The organism is Pseudomonas sp. GW821-FHT09E04, from assembly GCF_059416185.1.
Map to the genome: position 1 here is coordinate 537,793 of NZ_JBWKOR010000005.1, position 17,836 is coordinate 555,628.

14 protein-coding genes are annotated in these 17,836 nt (G+C 60.7%); 7 read left to right on the forward strand and 7 right to left on the reverse strand.

The genetic code is table 11. The features are described 5' to 3' along the window. Nucleotides 1–114: 114 nt before the first annotated feature. From AC07N4_RS21220 to AC07N4_RS21230, 3 genes are all read right to left on the reverse strand, one after another. Nucleotides 115–441: a hypothetical protein gene (locus AC07N4_RS21220; RefSeq protein ID WP_007952780.1), complete on the reverse strand. Its 327-nt coding sequence runs from the start codon at nt 439–441 to the stop codon at nt 115–117. 189 nt (nt 442–630) lie between these two features. Then, nucleotides 631–1,974 carry an aryl-sulfate sulfotransferase gene (locus AC07N4_RS21225; protein WP_493065902.1) on the reverse strand — a complete coding sequence of 448 codons (1,344 nt, stop codon included), beginning with the start codon at nt 1,972–1,974 and terminating at the stop codon, nt 631–633. Between the two features lie 23 nt (nt 1,975–1,997). Continuing rightward, nucleotides 1,998–4,358, reverse strand: a complete 2,361-nt coding sequence (locus AC07N4_RS21230) for a TonB-dependent receptor (RefSeq protein ID WP_102620575.1) — start codon at nt 4,356–4,358, stop codon at nt 1,998–2,000. A gap of 165 nt (nt 4,359–4,523) precedes the next feature. On the opposite strand from AC07N4_RS21230, the gene AC07N4_RS21235 reads away from it, so the two are divergent. Both AC07N4_RS21235 and AC07N4_RS21240 read left to right on the forward strand, forming a co-directional pair. Further along, entirely contained in the window at nt 4,524–5,468 is a 945-nt protein-coding gene (locus tag AC07N4_RS21235) for a LysR family transcriptional regulator (protein ID WP_096821871.1), read from the forward strand. Nucleotides 5,469–5,569: 101 nt separating this feature from the next. Then, nucleotides 5,570–7,180 (forward strand): alkaline phosphatase family protein, encoded by a 1,611-nt coding sequence (locus AC07N4_RS21240; protein ID WP_493065903.1) that lies wholly within the window; start codon nt 5,570–5,572, stop codon nt 7,178–7,180. 113 nt (nt 7,181–7,293) lie between these two features. Here AC07N4_RS21240 and AC07N4_RS21245 read toward each other — a convergent pair whose 3' ends face one another. Further along, nucleotides 7,294–8,202 (reverse strand): TauD/TfdA dioxygenase family protein, encoded by a 909-nt coding sequence (locus AC07N4_RS21245; RefSeq protein ID WP_102620572.1) that lies wholly within the window; start codon nt 8,200–8,202, stop codon nt 7,294–7,296. Nucleotides 8,203–8,383: 181 nt separating this feature from the next. Between AC07N4_RS21245 and AC07N4_RS21250 the strand changes: the two genes are divergently transcribed. Next, nucleotides 8,384–9,304, forward strand: a complete 921-nt coding sequence (locus tag AC07N4_RS21250) for a LysR family transcriptional regulator (protein WP_039764497.1) — start codon at nt 8,384–8,386, stop codon at nt 9,302–9,304. Between the two features lie 39 nt (nt 9,305–9,343). Here AC07N4_RS21250 and AC07N4_RS21255 read toward each other — a convergent pair whose 3' ends face one another. After that, nucleotides 9,344–10,357 carry an ABC transporter substrate-binding protein gene (locus AC07N4_RS21255; protein ID WP_011331920.1) on the reverse strand — a complete coding sequence of 338 codons (1,014 nt, stop codon included), beginning with the start codon at nt 10,355–10,357 and terminating at the stop codon, nt 9,344–9,346. Nucleotides 10,358–10,661: 304 nt separating this feature from the next. Between AC07N4_RS21255 and AC07N4_RS21260 the strand changes: the two genes are divergently transcribed. Genes AC07N4_RS21260 through AC07N4_RS21270 form a run of 3 tightly spaced genes read left to right on the forward strand, consistent with a single transcriptional unit; the run spans nt 10,662 to nt 14,697 of the window. Next, nucleotides 10,662–12,260, forward strand: coding sequence for an ABC transporter permease (locus AC07N4_RS21260; protein ID WP_102620570.1), 1,599 nt, complete (start codon nt 10,662–10,664; stop codon nt 12,258–12,260). Continuing rightward, entirely contained in the window at nt 12,257–13,072 is an 816-nt protein-coding gene (locus AC07N4_RS21265) for an ABC transporter ATP-binding protein (RefSeq protein ID WP_096821867.1), read from the forward strand. The genes AC07N4_RS21260 and AC07N4_RS21265 overlap by 4 nt, the downstream gene beginning before the upstream one ends. A 14-nt stretch (nt 13,073–13,086) precedes the next feature. Then, a complete protein-coding gene (locus tag AC07N4_RS21270; protein WP_493065904.1) occupies nt 13,087–14,697 on the forward strand; it encodes an arylsulfatase in 1,611 nt (536 codons plus the stop codon). 220 nt (nt 14,698–14,917) lie between these two features. Here AC07N4_RS21270 and AC07N4_RS21275 read toward each other — a convergent pair whose 3' ends face one another. Continuing rightward, nucleotides 14,918–15,991, reverse strand: coding sequence for a fatty acid desaturase (locus tag AC07N4_RS21275; RefSeq protein ID WP_493065905.1), 1,074 nt, complete (start codon nt 15,989–15,991; stop codon nt 14,918–14,920). A gap of 100 nt (nt 15,992–16,091) precedes the next feature. Between AC07N4_RS21275 and AC07N4_RS21280 the strand changes: the two genes are divergently transcribed. Next, nucleotides 16,092–17,096, forward strand: coding sequence for an AraC family transcriptional regulator (locus AC07N4_RS21280; protein ID WP_102620567.1), 1,005 nt, complete (start codon nt 16,092–16,094; stop codon nt 17,094–17,096). A gap of 3 nt (nt 17,097–17,099) precedes the next feature. Here AC07N4_RS21280 and AC07N4_RS21285 read toward each other — a convergent pair whose 3' ends face one another. Beyond that, nucleotides 17,100–17,783, reverse strand: coding sequence for a Crp/Fnr family transcriptional regulator (locus AC07N4_RS21285; protein ID WP_493065906.1), 684 nt, complete (start codon nt 17,781–17,783; stop codon nt 17,100–17,102). Nucleotides 17,784–17,836 lie beyond the last annotated feature (53 nt).

The following is a 17,836-nucleotide window of genomic DNA, read 5'->3' on the forward strand; positions in this document are numbered from 1 at the left end:
CGCCCCGGCATTCAGTGACAACTAATACCAAGGTGATAGTTGACGAACTTTTCAAGAGGCAAATAAAAAGGCCGATGCATGTTTAATGCATCGGCCTTCGACTTACAGAATTTCTTATTGCTTCACAAACTCCCCGGCCAGACCGACTACATCACCGTCAAAGTTGGTGCGCGAACCCACCGCACGAACTTTCGAGTAGTTGTGATCCGGCGAGAACAGGGTCCAGGACTGATAGCCAGTGCCGTCATTCAGAGCCGCGAAAGTAATGATCGTAGGCTGCCCGGTGCTGTTCTGGAAGTGGTAGTGACCGTACGCGATGTCGTAGTTCACGCCGTTCTGGCTGAATTTGCCGCTGAAGGTGCCGTTGGAGTCGTTGCCATCGGTAATCGTCAGTTTGGCGCCAGCGTTAGCGTTTACATAGTTGCCATTAATGCTCGACATAACGAGATTTCCTTTATCGTTGGATAAGTGTCTTCCGATGAGAGCAAGTTTCCTCCTGGAAACTCACGACACTCAGGATGGTTGGACATTTACTTATTGTCCACGCGACTTTTCAACGATATTGCTATATGCACTATTCATGTCGCTCATAACTTATTTCGAATCTGAAGAGTGTTAATAGCATTTAAACTAACGGCTGGCGTTGGTCTGTTGCACACTGACTACCGGCGCAATCACTGCCGTCTCCGAACGCGGCGTTCCGGCCGGTACCCAGTCATAACTCACAGGCAGTGCTCGATACACCCAGTTGCTGATCGCATCGCTGCCCGGCGCCTTGCCCAGATAAGGGCTGACGTATTCCCAGACGTTTTCACCGCTGGCCGTTACCTGGAAAAACCGCCCGTTCATGCCCTCGTCGATCAACGTGTTGCCGTTGGGCAAACGCCGCGCGCTGCTGATGAACGAGCTGTAGAACGCCCACCCCGGCTGCTTCGAATTGGCGGCGCTGTACTGCCAGACGATTTCGTTTTTCACCGGGTCGATTTCCAGCACCCGCGAGCCGGAAATCAGCCCCAGCGTGACGTTCGGATAACCCGCCGAACCCTGGTTGTCGAACACCAGCAGATTGCCGGCGCCAGGCAGCCCGGCCGGGATGATGTGCGCATCATGCTGACCGACGAACTGGTCTACCGGGCGCGGTATTTTCTGCGCGGTTTTCGGGTTGGCCAGCGGCAGGTTCGGCCCCAGGCGCCAGACCACTTTGCCGCTGTGTTTGTCGATAATGGCGATGAAATTGGCGTTGCGTGAGTCGAGCAGTAGATTGTCCGGATTGAAGCGCTTGTCGCCTGAGTCAAACCATTTGTTCGGCCCGACCAGGCTGAGGTTGTTGATGTGCAGGTAATCCGGATTTTCACTGGCACGCACCAGCTTCAATTGCTCGGCAGTGAAACCGAATTCGTTCAAGTGATCCGACGCCAGCCACTGCCATTTCACCTCGCCTGCGGGGCTGACTTCATAGATCGCATCGTCGATCACCTCGGGCACTTTGAAGCCTTTGACCTTGTGCACCTTGTTCGCCAGCACCACGGTGTTGCCGTTGCTCAGGCGACGCTGGTCGTGATGCTGTTGCGCAGCGCCACCGGGTGCCTTGTCGCCCCACTGCCAGACGACTTTGCCATTCCAGTCCAGCTCGCCGACACTCTGATTACCCAGGCCGTTACCGGCGGAACCGAGCTTGCCCGGATCCTTGTCGCTCAGTTGCAGCAGGACGTGACCGCGCTCACCACCGACCAGTTTCGGGTCGATGATCGCTGACGGGAAGCCGGCCTGAGACCAGCTCTTCACTTCGTTGCCGTTCATGTCGATCAGGTGCGTCTGCTTGTCGGCACCGCTGAAGATCACATATTGGTTGAAGGCCTTGGCCGGGTCGTATCGGGTGACGCCTGTGGGATAGACGCTGGGCGCGGCGAGCGCTCCGGCACTGAGCACTGCGCCGGACAACAACACCGGTAAAACGGTTTTGATGCGCAACATGATGCAGCTCCTTGAAGGATCGATCAGAAGTCGTAGCGACCGGTGACGCCGAGGGTGCGCGGCGTGCCGAGCAGGCCTTCATAACCGCCGTTGCCGCCGGTCCACAGGGTCGTGTAGTAGGTTTTGTCGAAGGCGTTTTTCAGCCACAGCGAGACATCCCACTGACCCTGATTGAAATCGCCGCGCAGGCCGGTGGAGAGATTGACCACCGCATAGCTCGGGATCTGGCCGTAGTCGGAATCCTCGACGGTGCCCACCGCTTTGGAGCGAAATGCGTAGCTGCCGGTGACGTAAGGTTGCAGCCCGTTGGCCAGATTCCATTCGTATTTGCCGTTGGCGTTGCCGATCCATTTCGAGGCACCGACGACCTGATGACCGCTGAGGTCGCAAGAGGCCGGAGCCCCCGGTGCCAGGCTGACTTCCGGCGGGCACGGCGCGTCTTTGTACGAGAGGTAACTGACGTCGTTGAACGAGCCGTTGAAGTTCAGGGTCAGGCCACGCAGCGGGATCACGGTGCTTTCGAATTCCACACCACGCGAGCGCACAGAACCGGCATTGGTCAGGTATTGCACGCGGTTGACGTCATCGTAGGCGTTGGTCTGATAGGCGTTGACCTGAGTCCAGAACAGGTTGGCGTTGAGCTGCAGGCGGCGGTCCCACAGGGTGCTCTTGAAGCCGAGCTCGGCGTTGTTGGCGCGCTCCGTGCCGATCAGCAGCGAGTCGGCGCCAGCGGTCGGAGCGGAACCGACCACGAGGTTGACCCCGCCGGATTTTTCGCCGTGGGACAGCGTGGCGTAGCCGAGCAGATCATCGGTAATGCGATAGCTGAGGTTGAGCAATCCGGATGGGCTGGAGCTGTACTGGTTCAGATCGCCAGAGTCGTAAGCGCCGGTACGTCCGCGTCGTGCAGTGGCCGCTGCACCGGTGACAGCGGCGCCACCGACCGGTGCATCGCGAGTGACCCAGGCATTCTTCTCTTCATAGGTGCCGCGCACCCCGGCGGTGAAATCCAGGCGCTCGGTGAGGTGCCAGGTGCCTTGGGCGAACAGGGCGAAACTGTCAGTCTTGATGTGACCGTTGCCGACGCTGCCGACGTTGGCCAATGCGCCCCGTGGCGTGCCGTTCCAGATGTCGGCCTGCGGGCCGTAATAGGCGAAGGATTTGTTGTCCAAATCCGAACCGAAGTAGTACGCGCCTAGCACGTAATCAAAGAACTCACCCTTGGGCGATGCGAGGCGAAATTCCTGCGAGTACTGTTTGTCCTCGACGGAAACCCCGGCGTTGTAGGTCGCCGCGACATTGAGGCCATCGTCGTTGGCCGGGGTGAAATTCCAGAAGCGATAGGAGCTGATCGACGTCAGGGTGAAGTCGCTCGGCAGCGTCCAGTTAGCCTCCACCGATGTGCCGCCCTGATGCACCGTGACGTGCTGGTCGTTGTCCAGATTGACCTTGCGGTGCGAGCCATTGACCAGCGTTGCGCCGGCGGCGTTGGCCCGCGACTGATAGAGGTTGACGCCGTTGATGGTCGGCCCGGTGTTGTACAGCACGCGGGTACCGGCGCTGGAATCCTCTTCGTTGTAGTCACCGATCCAGCGCAGATTGAAATCTTCGTTGGGCTTGAACAGCAACTGCGCTCGGAAGCCGTCGCGGGAACCGCCGTTCAGGTCATGACCGTTGAATTCGTTTTTGATATCGCCGTCGCTGCGGGTGCGATAAGCGGAAATGCGCCCGGCCAATTGATCGTTGAGCGGCCCGGAAAGCGTGCCCTTGGTCTGGAAATAACCGTCCTCGCCGACCGAGGTTTCGATGCTGCGTTCCGGGGTGAAACTCGGCGCGCGGGTGCTGATGTTGATCACCCCGGCGGTGGTGTTTTTGCCGAATAAAGTACCTTGCGGCCCGCGCAGGACTTCGAGCTGTTCGATGTCCATCAGGTCGAACACCGCCATCCCCGGACGGCCCAGATAAACGTTGTCGATGTACAGGCCGACGCTGCCTTCCAGACCGTCGCTGGCCGGGTTGTTGCCCAGGCCCCGGATTGACACGCTGGACTGGCGTGCATGCATGTAGGCGACGTTGACGCTGGGCACCAGTTGCTGCAGATCCTGAATCCGATAGACCCGCTGCGTCTCCAGAGTCTGACCGCTGACCACGCTCATCGGCGTCGGTACATCCTGCGAACTTTCTTCGCGACGGCGAGTGGTGACCGTCACGGTCTCCAGTTGCGAAGTGGCGGTGGCGTTTTTGCCTGCCGGGGTCGGTACAGGGTTTTGAGCTTCATCGGCGTAACCCTGATTCCAGCTGGCACTCCCCGCCAGCAACAGGGCCAGAGGCAAGCGTTTGAGCCGTCGTGGCGGCGGCGGTGAAGCGAGGTTCAACGGACTCATGGGGCTGCTCCTGGTCAAAAAACACGCTGACATCTTCTGTGCCGCATATTCTTTTAAGTTATTTATTTATGTTTTTACAAAGATTTACTGCATAAGAGATTGCCTTTATAAGGAGTCGACCTAATGCATATCCAATGCATTTCCCGGATATTTTTTATGTGAAAAATGCATATCGACTTGCGCCAGCTCCGCCACTTCATCGCCCTCGCCGAACAACGCAGCTTCGTCGCGGGCGCGCAGGCGGTGAACCTGTCGCAGTCGGCATTCAGCCGCAGCATTCAGGCGCTGGAGCACAGCGTCGGTTGCCAGTTGGTGGATCGCGGGCGCAAGGAATTGCCGCCGACCAAACAGGGCCAGGTGCTGCTTGAACACGCACGGCGACTGGTCAGCGGCGCCCAGCAAATGGCCAATGAGATCAGCCAGTTCAACGGGCTGGAGGCGGGAGAGTTGCGCTTCGGTTGCGGCCCGGCGCCGGCGGCTGGATTGATCCCACGGGCGATCGGCAGTTTCATCGGCCGATACCCGAAAGCGCGGGTGCATTACCAGGTCGATGACTGGCAGAGCCTGAGCAAGCGGCTGCTGAGCGAAGAGTTTGAATTTTTCGTCGCCGACACCCGGCATTTCGAGGCGGATCCGGATTATCTGACCTACCGATTGCGGCCACGCAAATGGCATTTCTGCTGCCGCGCCGGCCATCCGCTGGCTGCTTTTGAGCGGGTCTCGGCCGAGCAATTGATGAGTTATCCACTGGCGGTCAGCATTCGCCCGCCGAATCTGCGCAAGGTCATCGTCGACCTCAGTGGCCGCCCGGATTTCATACCCAATGTCGAGTGTGAGAACAGCGCCAGTCTGCTCGGTGTAGTGCTGCGCTCCGACGCGATCGGCATCGTCGGTGCCTATTCGGATGCGCTGCATCAGGCCCGGGGTGAACTGGTGTGTTTAAAAATCGAGGGATTGGCGGATGATCTCGAGGAGCTGTACACGCGCTACGGAATTGTCAGTCGCGCCGGGTATCGGTTGTCGCCATTGGCCGAGGCGATGATCGAGCAAATCAAGGCGATTGATGCGGTGGATGAGGAGGTGTGCTCGCTGGCAAACCTCGCCGTCTGAGCCCATGCGTTTCATGCATCACAAGCATTCCCCGAATGCACTTGCCGAACACCCTCGCCGAAAGCGAAAAACCTCGCCTGTCTTTCTGACTGGTGAACCCCATGTCCAACCCGCAAAACCCCGTGCGCAATGTGCTGTACATCATGTGCGATCAACTGCGCCGCGATTACCTGTCCTGCTACGGCCACCCGCACCTGCACACCCCGAACGTCGATCGCCTGGCCGCTGCCGGCGTGCGCTTCAGCCGCGCCTACACCCAAGGCACGATCTGCGGGCCGTCGCGGATGTCGGCCTACACCGGGCGTTACGTCAGCAGCCATCAGGTGGCGTGGAACGCCGTGCCGCTGCCGCTGGAAGAACTGACCATCGGCGATTACCTGCGGCCCCACGGCATTCGTACTGCGCTGGTCGGCAAGACCCACGCCACGGCCAACGTGGATGCCTTGCAGCGGCTGGCGATCAACCCTGAAAGCGCACAGGCCGAAGTGCTGAATGAAGTCGGCTTCGAGCCGTACTTTCGCCACGACGGCATCTTCCCCGACGACCCGCTGTTCGATGACAAACGCGAATCCGCGCCGTACACCCATTACCTGCGCGAGCAGGGGTTCGAGGGGCGTAACCCCTGGCACGACTGGGCCAACGCTGCCGAAGGTGACAACAGCGAAATTCTCAGCGGCTGGAAAATGCGCAACGCCCATTTGCCGGCGCGAATTCCCGAGCAACATTCAGAGACTGTCTACACTACAAATCGAGCCATCGACTTCATCGGTGAGCAAGGTGAAAAACCGTGGTTTTTACACCTGTCCTATATCAAACCCCACTGGCCCTACATCGTACCGGCGCCGTACCACACCTTGTACAGTACGAAATCGATTCTCGAACCGGTACGTAATGCCTCTCCAAGCGACCACCCGGTCTATCAGGCCTTTCGCCAGCATGAGGAAAGCCTGAACTTCTCCAAAGATCCGGTACGACAGAATGTGATCCCGACGTACATGGGCCTGGTCAAACAGGTCGATGACCAGTTGGGGCGGCTGTTCGATTTCCTGCAAAGCAACGGTCGCTGGGATGACACCTTGATCGTGTTCACCAGCGATCACGGCGACTTCCTGGGCGATCACTGGCTGGGGGAGAAGGAGTTTTTGCTGGAGCAAGCGGTGGGCGTGCCATTGATCGTGCGCGACCCGCGTGCGGCGGCGGACATCACACGGGGTACGGTGGACGAACGCCTGGCGGAAACCATCGACGGCGTGCCGACCTTTCTCGAAGCGCTGGGCGTCACGGGCGCGGAGCATCGACTGGAAGGTCGCTCGTTGATTCCGCTGCTGCACGGCGAGAATCCCGACTGGCGCCGCTATGCGATCAGCGAATACGACTACGCCTTCCAGGCCCCGGCACGGGAGCGGCTGGGCCAGCCGATCGACCGTTGTCGCATGACCATGGTGCGCAGCGAGCGCTGGAAATACCTGGCGTACGACGGCTTCCGGCCGCAGCTTTTCGATCTGTTGAATGATCCGCAGGAGCTGCAGGATCTGGGCGCTGATCCGGCGTATGCGGCGGTGCGCGAGGAGCATGCGGGGTATCTGTTCGAGTGGGTGCGCGGGCTGAAGCGGCGCACGACGATCAGTCATCAGGAGATTGATTTGCGTGGGCAGCGGTTTCGTTATGGGGAGCCGGAGACGGAGAAAATGGTGCAGATCGGGGTTTGGTGACAGTGATCGTTCCCACGCTCCGCGTGGGAATGCAGCCCGGGACGCTCTGCGTCCCAAAGCGGACGCAGAGCGTCCATTGAGGCATTCCCACGCAAAGCGTGGGAACGATCATCTTAATCGCGCCCTTTGATGGTCTGGCTACGCTGCCCGTTCGCCCCGACCGGCACTTCCCCTTTGAGCGTCACCCGACGCACCACCCGGTCCTGAGTGCCGTAATCATCAATCGCGTAATGCTGCGTCGAACGGTTATCCCAGATCGCCACATCACCGGCCTTCCAGCGCCAGCGCACGGTGTTTTCCTGACGAATCACATGACTCTGCAACAAGCCGAACAGGTGCGCCGAATCAGCCTGGGAGTAACCCTTGATGCGTTTGACGAAATGCCCCAGCAGCAAGCTTTTTTCGCCGCTGATCGGGTGTACGCGGACCACCGGATGCTCGGTCTCGTAGACGGTCGAGGTGAAGATCTTGCGATAGCGCTCAAGCTTCTCAGCCGACACGTCCGGCTTCGCCCCGGCGTAGTCGTACTCGTTGCTGTGCACGGCCACCAGTTTGTCCGCCAGCTCGCGCAATTCGGTCGGCAGTTCGTTGTACGCGGTCGCGGTGTTCGCCCACAGGGTGTCGCCGCCGAATGCCGGAGCCACCACCGAGCGCAGGATCGACGCTTTCGGGTAGGCATCAACGAAGGTCACGTCGGTGTGCCAGGAGTTGGCTCGCTGCCCTTCGGCGCCATCCAGCTCCAAGAGATAACGAGTGCCCTCGCGGGACGGCACAGTCGGATGCGCCACCGGCTCGCCGAGCAGATGTGCAAAGGCTTCCTGGCGCTGATCGTCGAGCTGAGTCTGCTCGCGGAAGAACACGACCTTGTATTGCACCAGCGCCTGTTGAATGGCTTCAACCGTCGCGGCATCCAGCTCACCGGACAGGTGCACGCCACGGATTTCGGCGCCGATACGGCCGGCCACCGGATGAATCTCCAGCGCGTGGACAGCGGGTTTTACAGCGAGTGCGGCATTGCTCATGGGTAGACCCTCATCGACTGCTTGCGGTTGGACGGCAGCGAAACAACGCTCTATCTATATTCCATTTACATCTAATAGATATTCACATGCTTCGTTGACGGAATAAGAGCTTGCATTTAAAACCTCAAGCAACCCTCGTCGCAAATGCCTTCGAGCTATTTTTAGGATGCCGGAAAAGCATATGGATCTTCGCCAGTTGCGCTACTTCATCGCCCTCAACGAACACCGCAGTTTTGTCCGCGCGGCCGATGCCATGGGCATCACTCAACCGGCGTTCAGCCGCAGCATTCAAGGGCTGGAGCAGGAGTTCGGCTGCGTGCTGGTGGATCGCGGCAACAAGGATCTGCGCCCCACGCCCGAAGGCCAGGTGGTGCTGCAACACGCCCTGACCCTGGTGCAGGGCGCGGCATTGCTCAGCGCCGAGGTGACGCAGATGACCAAGCTCGACGCCGGCGAACTGCACTTCGGTTGCGGACCGGCGCCGGCGGTGAAACTGGTGCCGGATGCGGTGGCGCAATTCATCAATGCGCACCCGAAAGTGCGCACCTGTTTTCAGGTGGATAACTGGGAAAAACTCAGCCGCGCCCTGAGCCGCGAGGAGATCGAGTTCTTCATCGCCGACATCCGCCATTTCGAGTCCGACCCGAACTTCCAGACCCAGCCGCTGACACCCAAGCGCGGGGTATTTTTCTGCCGGCCGGGGCATCCGCTGCTGGCCAAAGAAAGCCTGTCGACCAACGACATGTTCGACTACCCGCTGGCGACCACGCTGATCCCGCCGGGCATTCGCAAACTGCTGGCGAACCTCAGCGGCCGGATCGACTTTTCCCCCACCATCGAGACCGAGCATTTTCCGGCGCTGGTGAAAGTGGTGCTGCAATCCAACGCGATTGGCGTGGGCACTGAAGAGGCGTTTGTCGAGGACATCGCCCAGGGCTCACTGGCGCTGCTGCACTGGCGCAACCTGCCGCAGAATCTGGAAAGCATGAATGCGCGGTGCGGGATTGTGAGCCGCACGGGATTCCGGCTGTCACCGGCGGCGCGGGCGATGATCGAGACGTTGGTGGCGGTGGATAAACAGGAAATCAGTGTCGCGGTTTAAGGATCCTTCCCACGCTCAACGTGGGAAGGATCACATCACTCAGAGCTTCGCAGCCGCCAGCTCAGGCGCCACCCACTCGTTCACCTTGAACGGCTTGCGGATCAGCTTCTGCTGCGCCGCCAGATCCACCTTGCCCTGCAGGTTTTCGAGGAACAGCGGATCCAGTGTCGACGGGAACACTTCACTCAGGTTCTGATCCTTCAGATCCTGAGTCAGGATGACCGGCGGATAGCTCGCCAGCCCCGAAACCAGTTGCACGTAGGCGTCCTTGTTGCTGTCCTGAGTCAGCCACTCTACCGCCTGTTGCTGCGCCTTGAGCAGCTTCGCCACGGCTTCCGGGTGCCCGTCGACAAACTTGCCGGTACCCACCAGCACCGACTGCACACTGCCGGCACCACCGAGGTCCTTGGTGTTCAGTGGCAACTCGGCCAGGCCCTTGGCCTGCAAGGCGGTGAGCCCGGAGCTGCCCCACGACGCATCGATCTGCTTCGCCGCCAGCGCGGCAACCGCTGCGTTGAAATCGAGGTTGATCACCTTCACGTCCTTCTCGCTCAGGCCCACGCTGGCCAATGCCGCATCGAACGACAACTGGGTCGCGGTGCCCCGGAAGATCGCCACGCGCTTGCCCTTGAGATCCTGCAACGTTTTGATCCCCGAACCCGGCACCACGCCCAGGTATTGCTTCACACCCCGGGCGCTGGCGCTGAGCAGACGCGTATCCAGCCCGTTGGACTTGCCGATGATGGCCGCCAGATCACCCAGATACGCCAGGTCCACCTGACCGTTGGCGAACGCCTCGTTGATCACCGGCCCAGCGCCCTTGAAGAAACTCCACTGAATCTTGATGCCCTGATCGGCGAAGGCCTTTTCGAAGATCTGCTGATCGCGCAGCACGTCCACGATGCCCCCGCCGCTGTGCTGGGTGCCGGCGCTCAGATCAGGCACGGCGATCCTGATTTCCTTGAGCTCGTCGGCCTGGGCAGAGAACGCCAGCAGACCCGCCAGTGCCGGCGCGGCAAACAGGCTGATGACACGTTTGAAGGGAAGGTTCATGGGTGCGGCTCCTGATCACGGCGGGCATTGAGGAGCCGAAAGTAGGCGCAATCCGTACCAGCGCTTAAATACTTAAAAAGCACATTTTTATAGCTTTTAAAGCTAAGCCAGCAAAGTCGGGACATGCAGAGCGGTATGCATGGAGAGCATCGAAAATATTCTTCGAATGCATTGGATGCGTGCAGGGCTGGAGGCCTTAAATGGCGCTGCTTATCTCCAAAATGATTATTTTTTAATTCACTTATAACAATTAGTTTTTAGCTAATTCCGCTGACTCGATCCAACCCGACAACGGAGGTCACCCATGGCCCGTGAATCCCTGCTCAGCCTGCCACTGGCCGCACCGCCGTTGAAAAACCGGCGCACTTGGCCAAGCCTGAGCCACCGCGTTTTACCCTGGCTACTGCCGCTCGGGCTGTTCGCCCTGTGGTGGCTGGCGGCGCGCAATCAATGGATGAGCGAACAGATCCTGCCGGCGCCATCGCTGGTGTGGAGCAGTGCCGTCGAGCTGTCCCAGGGCGAGTTGTGGAGTCACTTGTGGATCAGCCTGCAACGACTGTTCTGGGGCCTGCTCGCCGGGATCTCGGCTGGTGCCGTACTCGGTGCAGCGCTGGGGTTCAGCCGTCGCCTCGAACGCCTCATCTTTCCGACCTTCGCCGGTCTGGCCCAGGTGCCGACGCTGGCGTGGATTCCGCTGTTCATGGTGTTTTTCGGTATCGGCGAAACACTGAAACTGGTGGTGCTGGTCAAGGCCATCGTGGTGCCGGTGACCCTGCACACACTGGTCGGCGTGCGTGACGCACAACCGAAACTGCGCGAAGCCGCCGCCGTGTTGCGCCTGCCGCCACGCCTGCTGATCCGCCGACTGGTGCTGCCCGCCGCCCTCCCGGCGTTCATGGCCGGCGTGCGTCTGGCGCTGGCCGCTGGCTGGACTTCATTGCTCGCGGTGGAACTGCTGGCCTCCAGCGAGGGCATCGGTTACCTGATGGTCTGGGCGCGGCAGCTGTTCATGCTCGACATCGTGTTCGTGTGCATCGTGGTGATCGGCCTGATCGGCGTGGCGATGGATCGCGGCATCGGCCGGCTGGACAGAAAACTGGTGCACTGGCCGCACCCGGCCACGGCAGAAATTCGTCGCGGGCCGCGCTATGAAGGCTGGCAGCGCGTGCAGCCGTGGCTGTTGCCGCTGGGGTTGTTTGCGCTGTGGCAACTGGCGGTCGATCAGCAATGGGTCGACGCCAACATTCTGGTCAGCCCGTTGGCGGTGCTTGAGGCGACGAAAAACGGATTGCTCGATGGCACGTTGATCTCGGGCATGGTCCTGAGCCTGGGTCGCACACTCGGCGGCCTGTTGATTGGCGGCGGCCTCGGCCTCGTTCTGGGTTTGCTGCTGGGTCTTTCGCGCACCAGCGAACGCGTGCTCGGCCCGACTCTCGCCGCGCTGCGGCAGATCGCGATTTTCGCCTGGGTGCCGCTGTTGACCGCATGGTTCGGTCTGGGCGAGTTGGCCAAGTGGGTGTTCGTCGCCCTTGCCGCGTTTTTCCCGCTGTTCGTCGCCACCCAGCGCAGCGTCGCCAACCTTTCGCCACAACTCAACGAAGCCGCGCAGGTGCTGCGCCTGAGCCTCGCTCAACGCCTGCGCCGACTGGTGCTGCCGGGCGCCGCGCCAGGGATTTTCGCCGGGCTTCGACTGAGCCTGATCTACGCCTGGCTCGGCACCATCGGCGCCGAATATTTCATGCCGTCCAACGGCGGCATCGGCAGCCAGATGATCGGCGCCCAACAACTGCTGCGCATGGACCTGATCATGGCCGGGATGCTGCTGGTCGGCCTCACCGGCGCCCTGCTCAACCTCATTGGCCAACGCCTGGAAATCCGCGCCACCCGCTGGAGACACGCATGAACGCACCGATTGTCAGCTTCACCCACGTAGGCAAATCCTTCGACGTCGACGGCTTCGAACTGGAGGCGATTCGCGAATTCAACCTCGACATCGCCGAGGGCGAATTCGTCGCCATCGTCGGCTCCAGCGGCTGCGGCAAATCCACTCTGCTGCGCTTGCTGGTGGGCCTCGACACACAGTTTCGCGGGCAGATCACGGTCGATGGCAAAGCCGTCAGCGGGATCGGCGGCGAACGCGGCATCGTGTTTCAGGAACACCGTTTGTTCCCGTGGCTGACGGTGGCCGACAACATCGGCCTGGGCCTGGTCAACGAGCCGCTGGCTGCCTCCGAAAAGCAGCAACGCATCAACGACTTCATCGAACTGGTGGGCCTGCGCGACTTCACCCGCGCCTACCCGCATCAACTCTCCGGTGGCATGGCGCAGCGCGTGGCGATTGCTCGCGGGCTGGTGGCGAGCCCACGGATCCTGCTGCTCGACGAACCCTTCGGTGCCCTCGACGCGCTGACCCGCCAGCAGATGCAGGACGAGCTGCTGGCGATTCGTGAACGGGCAAAAATCACCACGATTCTGGTCACTCACGATGTCGAGGAAGCGATTTTCCTCGCTGATCGCGTGGTGGTGATGGAACCGCGCCCCGGCCGGATCAAACAAGTGGTGGACATCGCCCTGCCCCATCCGCGCCAGCGCAGCAGTTTTGACTTCCATCAGTTACGCGAAGAACTGCTGCACGAACTGACCAGTGATGACCATTACCAACCGAGCGTGCCGGTACAGATCCGTGATCTGCCGTTGTCGTTCATTGCCTGCTGAACAGGAGCCTGTTGATGCCGCAACGTCCCAACTTTCTGGTGATTCTGGCCGATGACCTCGGCTTCTCCGACATCGGTGCCTTCGGCGGCGAAATCGCCACACCGAACCTCGATGCCCTGGCCAACAACGGCCTGCGCCTGACCGACTTTCACACTGCACCGACCTGCTCGCCGACCCGCTCGATGCTGCTCACCGGCACCGATCACCACATCGCCGGCATCGGTACCATGGCCGAAACGCTGACGCCGGAACTGATCGGCAAACCGGGTTACGAGGGTTACCTCAACGACCGCGTCGTCGCGTTGCCGGAGTTGCTGCGCGAGGCCGGCTACCAGACGTTGATGAGCGGCAAATGGCACCTGGGCCTGACCGCCGAACTGGCGCCCCACGCCCGTGGCTTCGAGCGCTCGTTCTCGCTGCTGCCCGGCGCCGCGAACCACTACGGATTCGAACCGACCTACGATGAACACACGCCGGGATTGCTGAAATCCACCCCTGCGCTGTACATCGAAGACGACACTTTCATCGACGAATTGCCCAAGGATTTCTATTCCTCCGACGCTTTCGGCGACAAGCTGTTGCAGTACCTCAAAGAGCGCGATCAGAGCCGGCCGTTCTTCGCGTACCTGCCGTTTTCCGCGCCGCACTGGCCGTTGCAGGCACCCGCCGACATCGTCGAAAAATACCGTGGCCGCTACGACGCGGGCCCCGAAGTCTTGCGCCTCGAGCGTCTGGAAAAACTCAAATCGCTGGGGCTGATCGAGCCGGATGTCGAGCCGCATCCGCTGATCCAACTGACCGCTCAATGGGACGCGCTGAGCGATGAGCAAAAACGGATTTCCGCCCGGGCGATGGAGGTCTACGCCGCGATGGTCGAGCGCATGGACTGGAACATCGGCCGCGTCGTCGACTACCTGCGCCAGCAAGGCCAACTCGACAACACCTTCATCCTGTTCATGTCCGACAACGGTGCCGAAGGCGCGCTGCTGGAGGCTTTCCCGAAATTCGGCCCGGAGCTGGTGACTTACCTGAGCCAGCATTACGACAACAGCCTCGACAACATCGGCCGTGCCAATTCCTACGTCTGGTACGGGCCGAACTGGGCGCAGGTGGCGACCGCGCCGTCACGCCTGTTCAAAGCGTTCACCACCGAGGGCGGGATTCGCGTTCCGGCACTGTTGCACTATCCGCAGCTGCCGTTGAAGGGGCAGATCAGCCATGGTTTCGGCACGGTGATGGACATCACGCCGACCATCCTCGATCTGGCCGGCGTGCGCCATCCGGGCAAGCAGTGGCACGGCAAACCGGTGGCGCTGTTGCGTGGCAAATCGTGGCTGGGGTTCTTGTCCGGCGAAACGGCGCAGGTGCATGACGAACACACCGTTACCGGCTGGGAACTGTTCGGGCGCCGGGCGATTCGGCAGGGGCAGTGGAAGGCGGTGTGGATCCCCGGGCCGGTGGGGCCGGCGACCTGGCAGCTTTATGACCTGGGGAGTGATCCGGGGGAGATTCATGACCTGGCGTCGAGTCAGCCGCAGAAGCTTGAAGCGCTGATCGAGCATTGGCAGCGGTATGTGGAGGAGACCGGGGTGATCTTGAGTGAGTCGCCGTTTCAGCCGGATTGATACTCAGATCAAGAGCCGCCCTCACCCCAGCCCTCTCCCGGAGGGAGAGGGAGCTGACCACGTTGTCTTTCGCTATACATCGACCTGAAAAAAACCGTCGACGATGGATTCAGAACAGTTCGTTCACGTCGGCGTACTTCTCCAATATCCCCCAATCAGTCCCCTCTCCCCCCGGGAGAGGGTTAGGGTGAGGGCTGGTTCTCAAGCTAAACATGCAAAGTCAGTTCACCTCGATCACCTTACCCGCCAACCCTTCATTTTCCTTGCGAACAAACCTGTTCGCCCGCCCAAACGTCCCAAAATCATTAAACCGAACCCCCATCTCCCGCATCACCTTATGCGCCACCGGCACCGTCAACTGGCGAATGTAAAACGGCTCCTTAACCACAAAATGATGAATCCCGTGACTGCTGCCGAAGTTGAAGCAGAACGCCTGCAACGGCCACAGCCACCACGGGTTCAACACCTGGCACTGCTGAAGCACATTGCCCGCTTCGATGTCGCCGTAGTAATGCATGTTCGAACTGATGAAGTGCAGGCAGAAAGTGCGCAACACGTTCGGCCCGATGATGACCACAGCGGCGATGTCGATCACTTGCATCACCGACAACGTGGTCGCTGACCATTCAATCGGCGAGCCCATCAAGTAGGCGATGCCGTTGGCCGCATGGAAACCGAGAAACACATACCACGCGCCCCAATGCACCAGCGCCAGCGGCGCGTAGACCTTCAGCGAACGCTTGATGATGCTGAACTTGTGCGTCCATGTCCTGGCCCGCAGCATGCGAATGAACGCCGACATCACGTTGTCGCCGACCATCAGCAACCGCGCAAAACCCCAGGGTTCACCGTTGGTGATCGCCCGCTCTTCCATGTCGGTTTCGGTGCCGGACACCTTGTGGTGATTGAGGTGCAGATGACGACGGATCCACGGGTTGATCGTGCTCGGCCGCGCCAGCCACACCAGCCCCATCATCAGATTGTGCGGCACGCGCTGTTTGCGGAAATACATGCTGTGAATCAGGTCGTGTTCGAGCTCATGGGTCAGCGAGGCAAAAAACGCGTTCAGCAACAGGCATACCCACCAAGCCATGTGCCCGCTGATGTAGAGCGCCGCCGAACCGATCATCCCGGCCAGCGCGAAGGCCAGAATCCCCGCGCCGAGGGCGTCCTGATGGTTGAGAATCGGGTAGCGCTCGCGCAGCTCGACGCCTTTGGCCAGCACCACTTCGCGAATATGCGCTGATCGCTGGGCAGCATTGTGTCGCTGGGGACTTGCAGAAGTACGGTCCATGCTTCCATCCTCTGGTTATTGATGTTCGCATCCTGCCCTGTGCAAGTTCCGAACGCGGTAGCCGAGAACGCCAACCTGTTGACCGGAAGCGCCAATCAGCATGAAGGAACCGACTTCTCTCGCCAGCTGGACCCGTGCCCTGCGCAAGCAACTCGACGCGCTGGGGCTGGACAGCACTGCCCTGTGCCAGCAGGCCGGGCTCGATCCACAATTGATGGACGACCCGAACGCCCGCTATCCGTTGTCCGCCACCACGCGCCTGTGGGAAATCGCGGTGCAGGTCAGCGGTGATCCGGCGATCGGTTTGCGGGTGTCGCGATTCGTCAGCCCCACGACATTTCACGCGCTGGGATACGCGTTGGTGGCCAGCGGCAGCTTGCGGGAAGTGTTCGAGCGGATCGTGCGTTATCACCAAGTGGTCAGCGACGCACTGGAGCTGGAGCTGACGCGCACCGAAGACCGCTACCGGTTTCGCCTTAAGATTCCGGCCGACAACCCGGCCCCGGCGTTCGAAGCCATCGACGCCTTCGCCGCAATCTACGTGCGCACCTGCCGCAATCGCCTGGGCCGCGACTACGCGCCACTGGCGGTGTATCTGCGTCGGCCTGCACCGGCCGATGAGCACCAGTGGCACAAAGTGTTCCGCTCACCCGTGCATTTCGCCGCCGAAGAAGACCGCATCGAATTTGCCCTCACCGACTTCGACAGCCACCTCGACGACGCCAACCCGGAACTGGCCGAGCACAACGAAGCGGTGCTCAAGCGCACCCTCGCCCAGCTCAAGCCGCTGACCTGGGAGCGCAAAGTCCGCGACGCCATCGAAGAGCAACTGCCCGAAGGCGAACCCAGTGCCGAACGCATCGCCCAGGCTTTGCACCTGAGCCTGCGCAGCCTGCAACGGCATCTGGCGGATGAGGGTTGTCGCTTCGATACGCTTCTGAATGAGAGCCGCGAGAACCTGGCGCTGCTGCACCTGCGGGATCCGCACTGCTCGTTGAGCGAGGTCAGTTATCTGTTGGGGTTTGCTGATACGAGCAGCTTCAGTCGCGCGTTCAAACGCTGGACGGGAATGACGCCAGGGCAGTTTCGGGATCAGTTGCGCTGAGTTTCAAACGGTAGCCAGCGCTCGCAATCGCGCAGCGTCGAGGATTTCGATTTCGCCATAACTCAAGCCGATAATCCCCTGCCCCTGCAGCTCCTTGAGGATCTGGTTGGTGGTCTGGCGCGACAGCGACAGCATCGATGCCAGTTGCTCCTGAGGCAGTTGCAGCACCCGGCGTGGCGGATCGAGTTCACCGTAGCCTTCGGCGATCATCAGCAAGCGATGAGCCAGACGCGCCGGGGCCGGTAGCAGGCTCAGCTGTTCAAGGTTGATGAAGGTCAGACGCAGTTTGTGGCTCATCAGCAAGGCCAGATGCCGCCAGTAAACGGGGTGTTCGTCGAGCAGCTTCAGTAGCGTGGCCTGAGGAATGTTCAGCAGGGTACAAGGACCGACCGCATAAGCATCGTGGGTGCGTGGCTGACCGTCGAACAAGCAAATTTCGCCGAACCAGTGCGGCGCCTCCACCAGGCTCAGCAATGCCTCCTTGCCCTGCTCGCTGACCGCACCGATGCGCACTGCGCCGTCGAGTACCGCATACAGCCCGCACGGCGCATCGCCGCGCTGGAACAGCCGCTGCCCCGCCGCCAGCCGCCGCTCCTTGGCCGCCGCCAGCAGACTATCCTGAAAGGACGAAGGCAGATGACTGAACCATTGCCCGGTCAGCAGGCGCTCGCGCCAGACCTTATCCATGCGTTCTCCTAAAGATTGTCGCCTGCCTGACAGAGCGAACCGTTTACCCGGGG

Bases quoted from the DNA above. Each gene is read 5' to 3' on its own strand.
- AC07N4_RS21220 (WP_007952780.1), bottom strand. From the start codon at position 441: ATGTCGAGCATTAATGGCAACTATGTAAACGCTAACGCTGGCGCCAAA.
- AC07N4_RS21225 (WP_493065902.1), bottom strand. From the start codon at position 1,974: ATGTTGCGCATCAAAACCGTTTTACCGGTGTTGTTGTCCGGCGCAGTG.
- AC07N4_RS21230 (WP_102620575.1), bottom strand. From the start codon at position 4,358: ATGAGTCCGTTGAACCTCGCTTCACCGCCGCCGCCACGACGGCTCAAA.
- AC07N4_RS21235 (WP_096821871.1), top strand. From the start codon at position 4,524: ATGCATATCGACTTGCGCCAGCTCCGCCACTTCATCGCCCTCGCCGAA.
- AC07N4_RS21240 (WP_493065903.1), top strand. From the start codon at position 5,570: ATGTCCAACCCGCAAAACCCCGTGCGCAATGTGCTGTACATCATGTGC.
- AC07N4_RS21245 (WP_102620572.1), bottom strand. From the start codon at position 8,202: ATGAGCAATGCCGCACTCGCTGTAAAACCCGCTGTCCACGCGCTGGAG.
- AC07N4_RS21250 (WP_039764497.1), top strand. From the start codon at position 8,384: ATGGATCTTCGCCAGTTGCGCTACTTCATCGCCCTCAACGAACACCGC.
- AC07N4_RS21255 (WP_011331920.1), bottom strand. From the start codon at position 10,357: ATGAACCTTCCCTTCAAACGTGTCATCAGCCTGTTTGCCGCGCCGGCA.
- AC07N4_RS21260 (WP_102620570.1), top strand. From the start codon at position 10,662: ATGGCCCGTGAATCCCTGCTCAGCCTGCCACTGGCCGCACCGCCGTTG.
- AC07N4_RS21265 (WP_096821867.1), top strand. From the start codon at position 12,257: ATGAACGCACCGATTGTCAGCTTCACCCACGTAGGCAAATCCTTCGAC.
- AC07N4_RS21270 (WP_493065904.1), top strand. From the start codon at position 13,087: ATGCCGCAACGTCCCAACTTTCTGGTGATTCTGGCCGATGACCTCGGC.
- AC07N4_RS21275 (WP_493065905.1), bottom strand. From the start codon at position 15,991: ATGGACCGTACTTCTGCAAGTCCCCAGCGACACAATGCTGCCCAGCGA.
- AC07N4_RS21280 (WP_102620567.1), top strand. From the start codon at position 16,092: ATGAAGGAACCGACTTCTCTCGCCAGCTGGACCCGTGCCCTGCGCAAG.
- AC07N4_RS21285 (WP_493065906.1), bottom strand. From the start codon at position 17,783: ATGGATAAGGTCTGGCGCGAGCGCCTGCTGACCGGGCAATGGTTCAGT.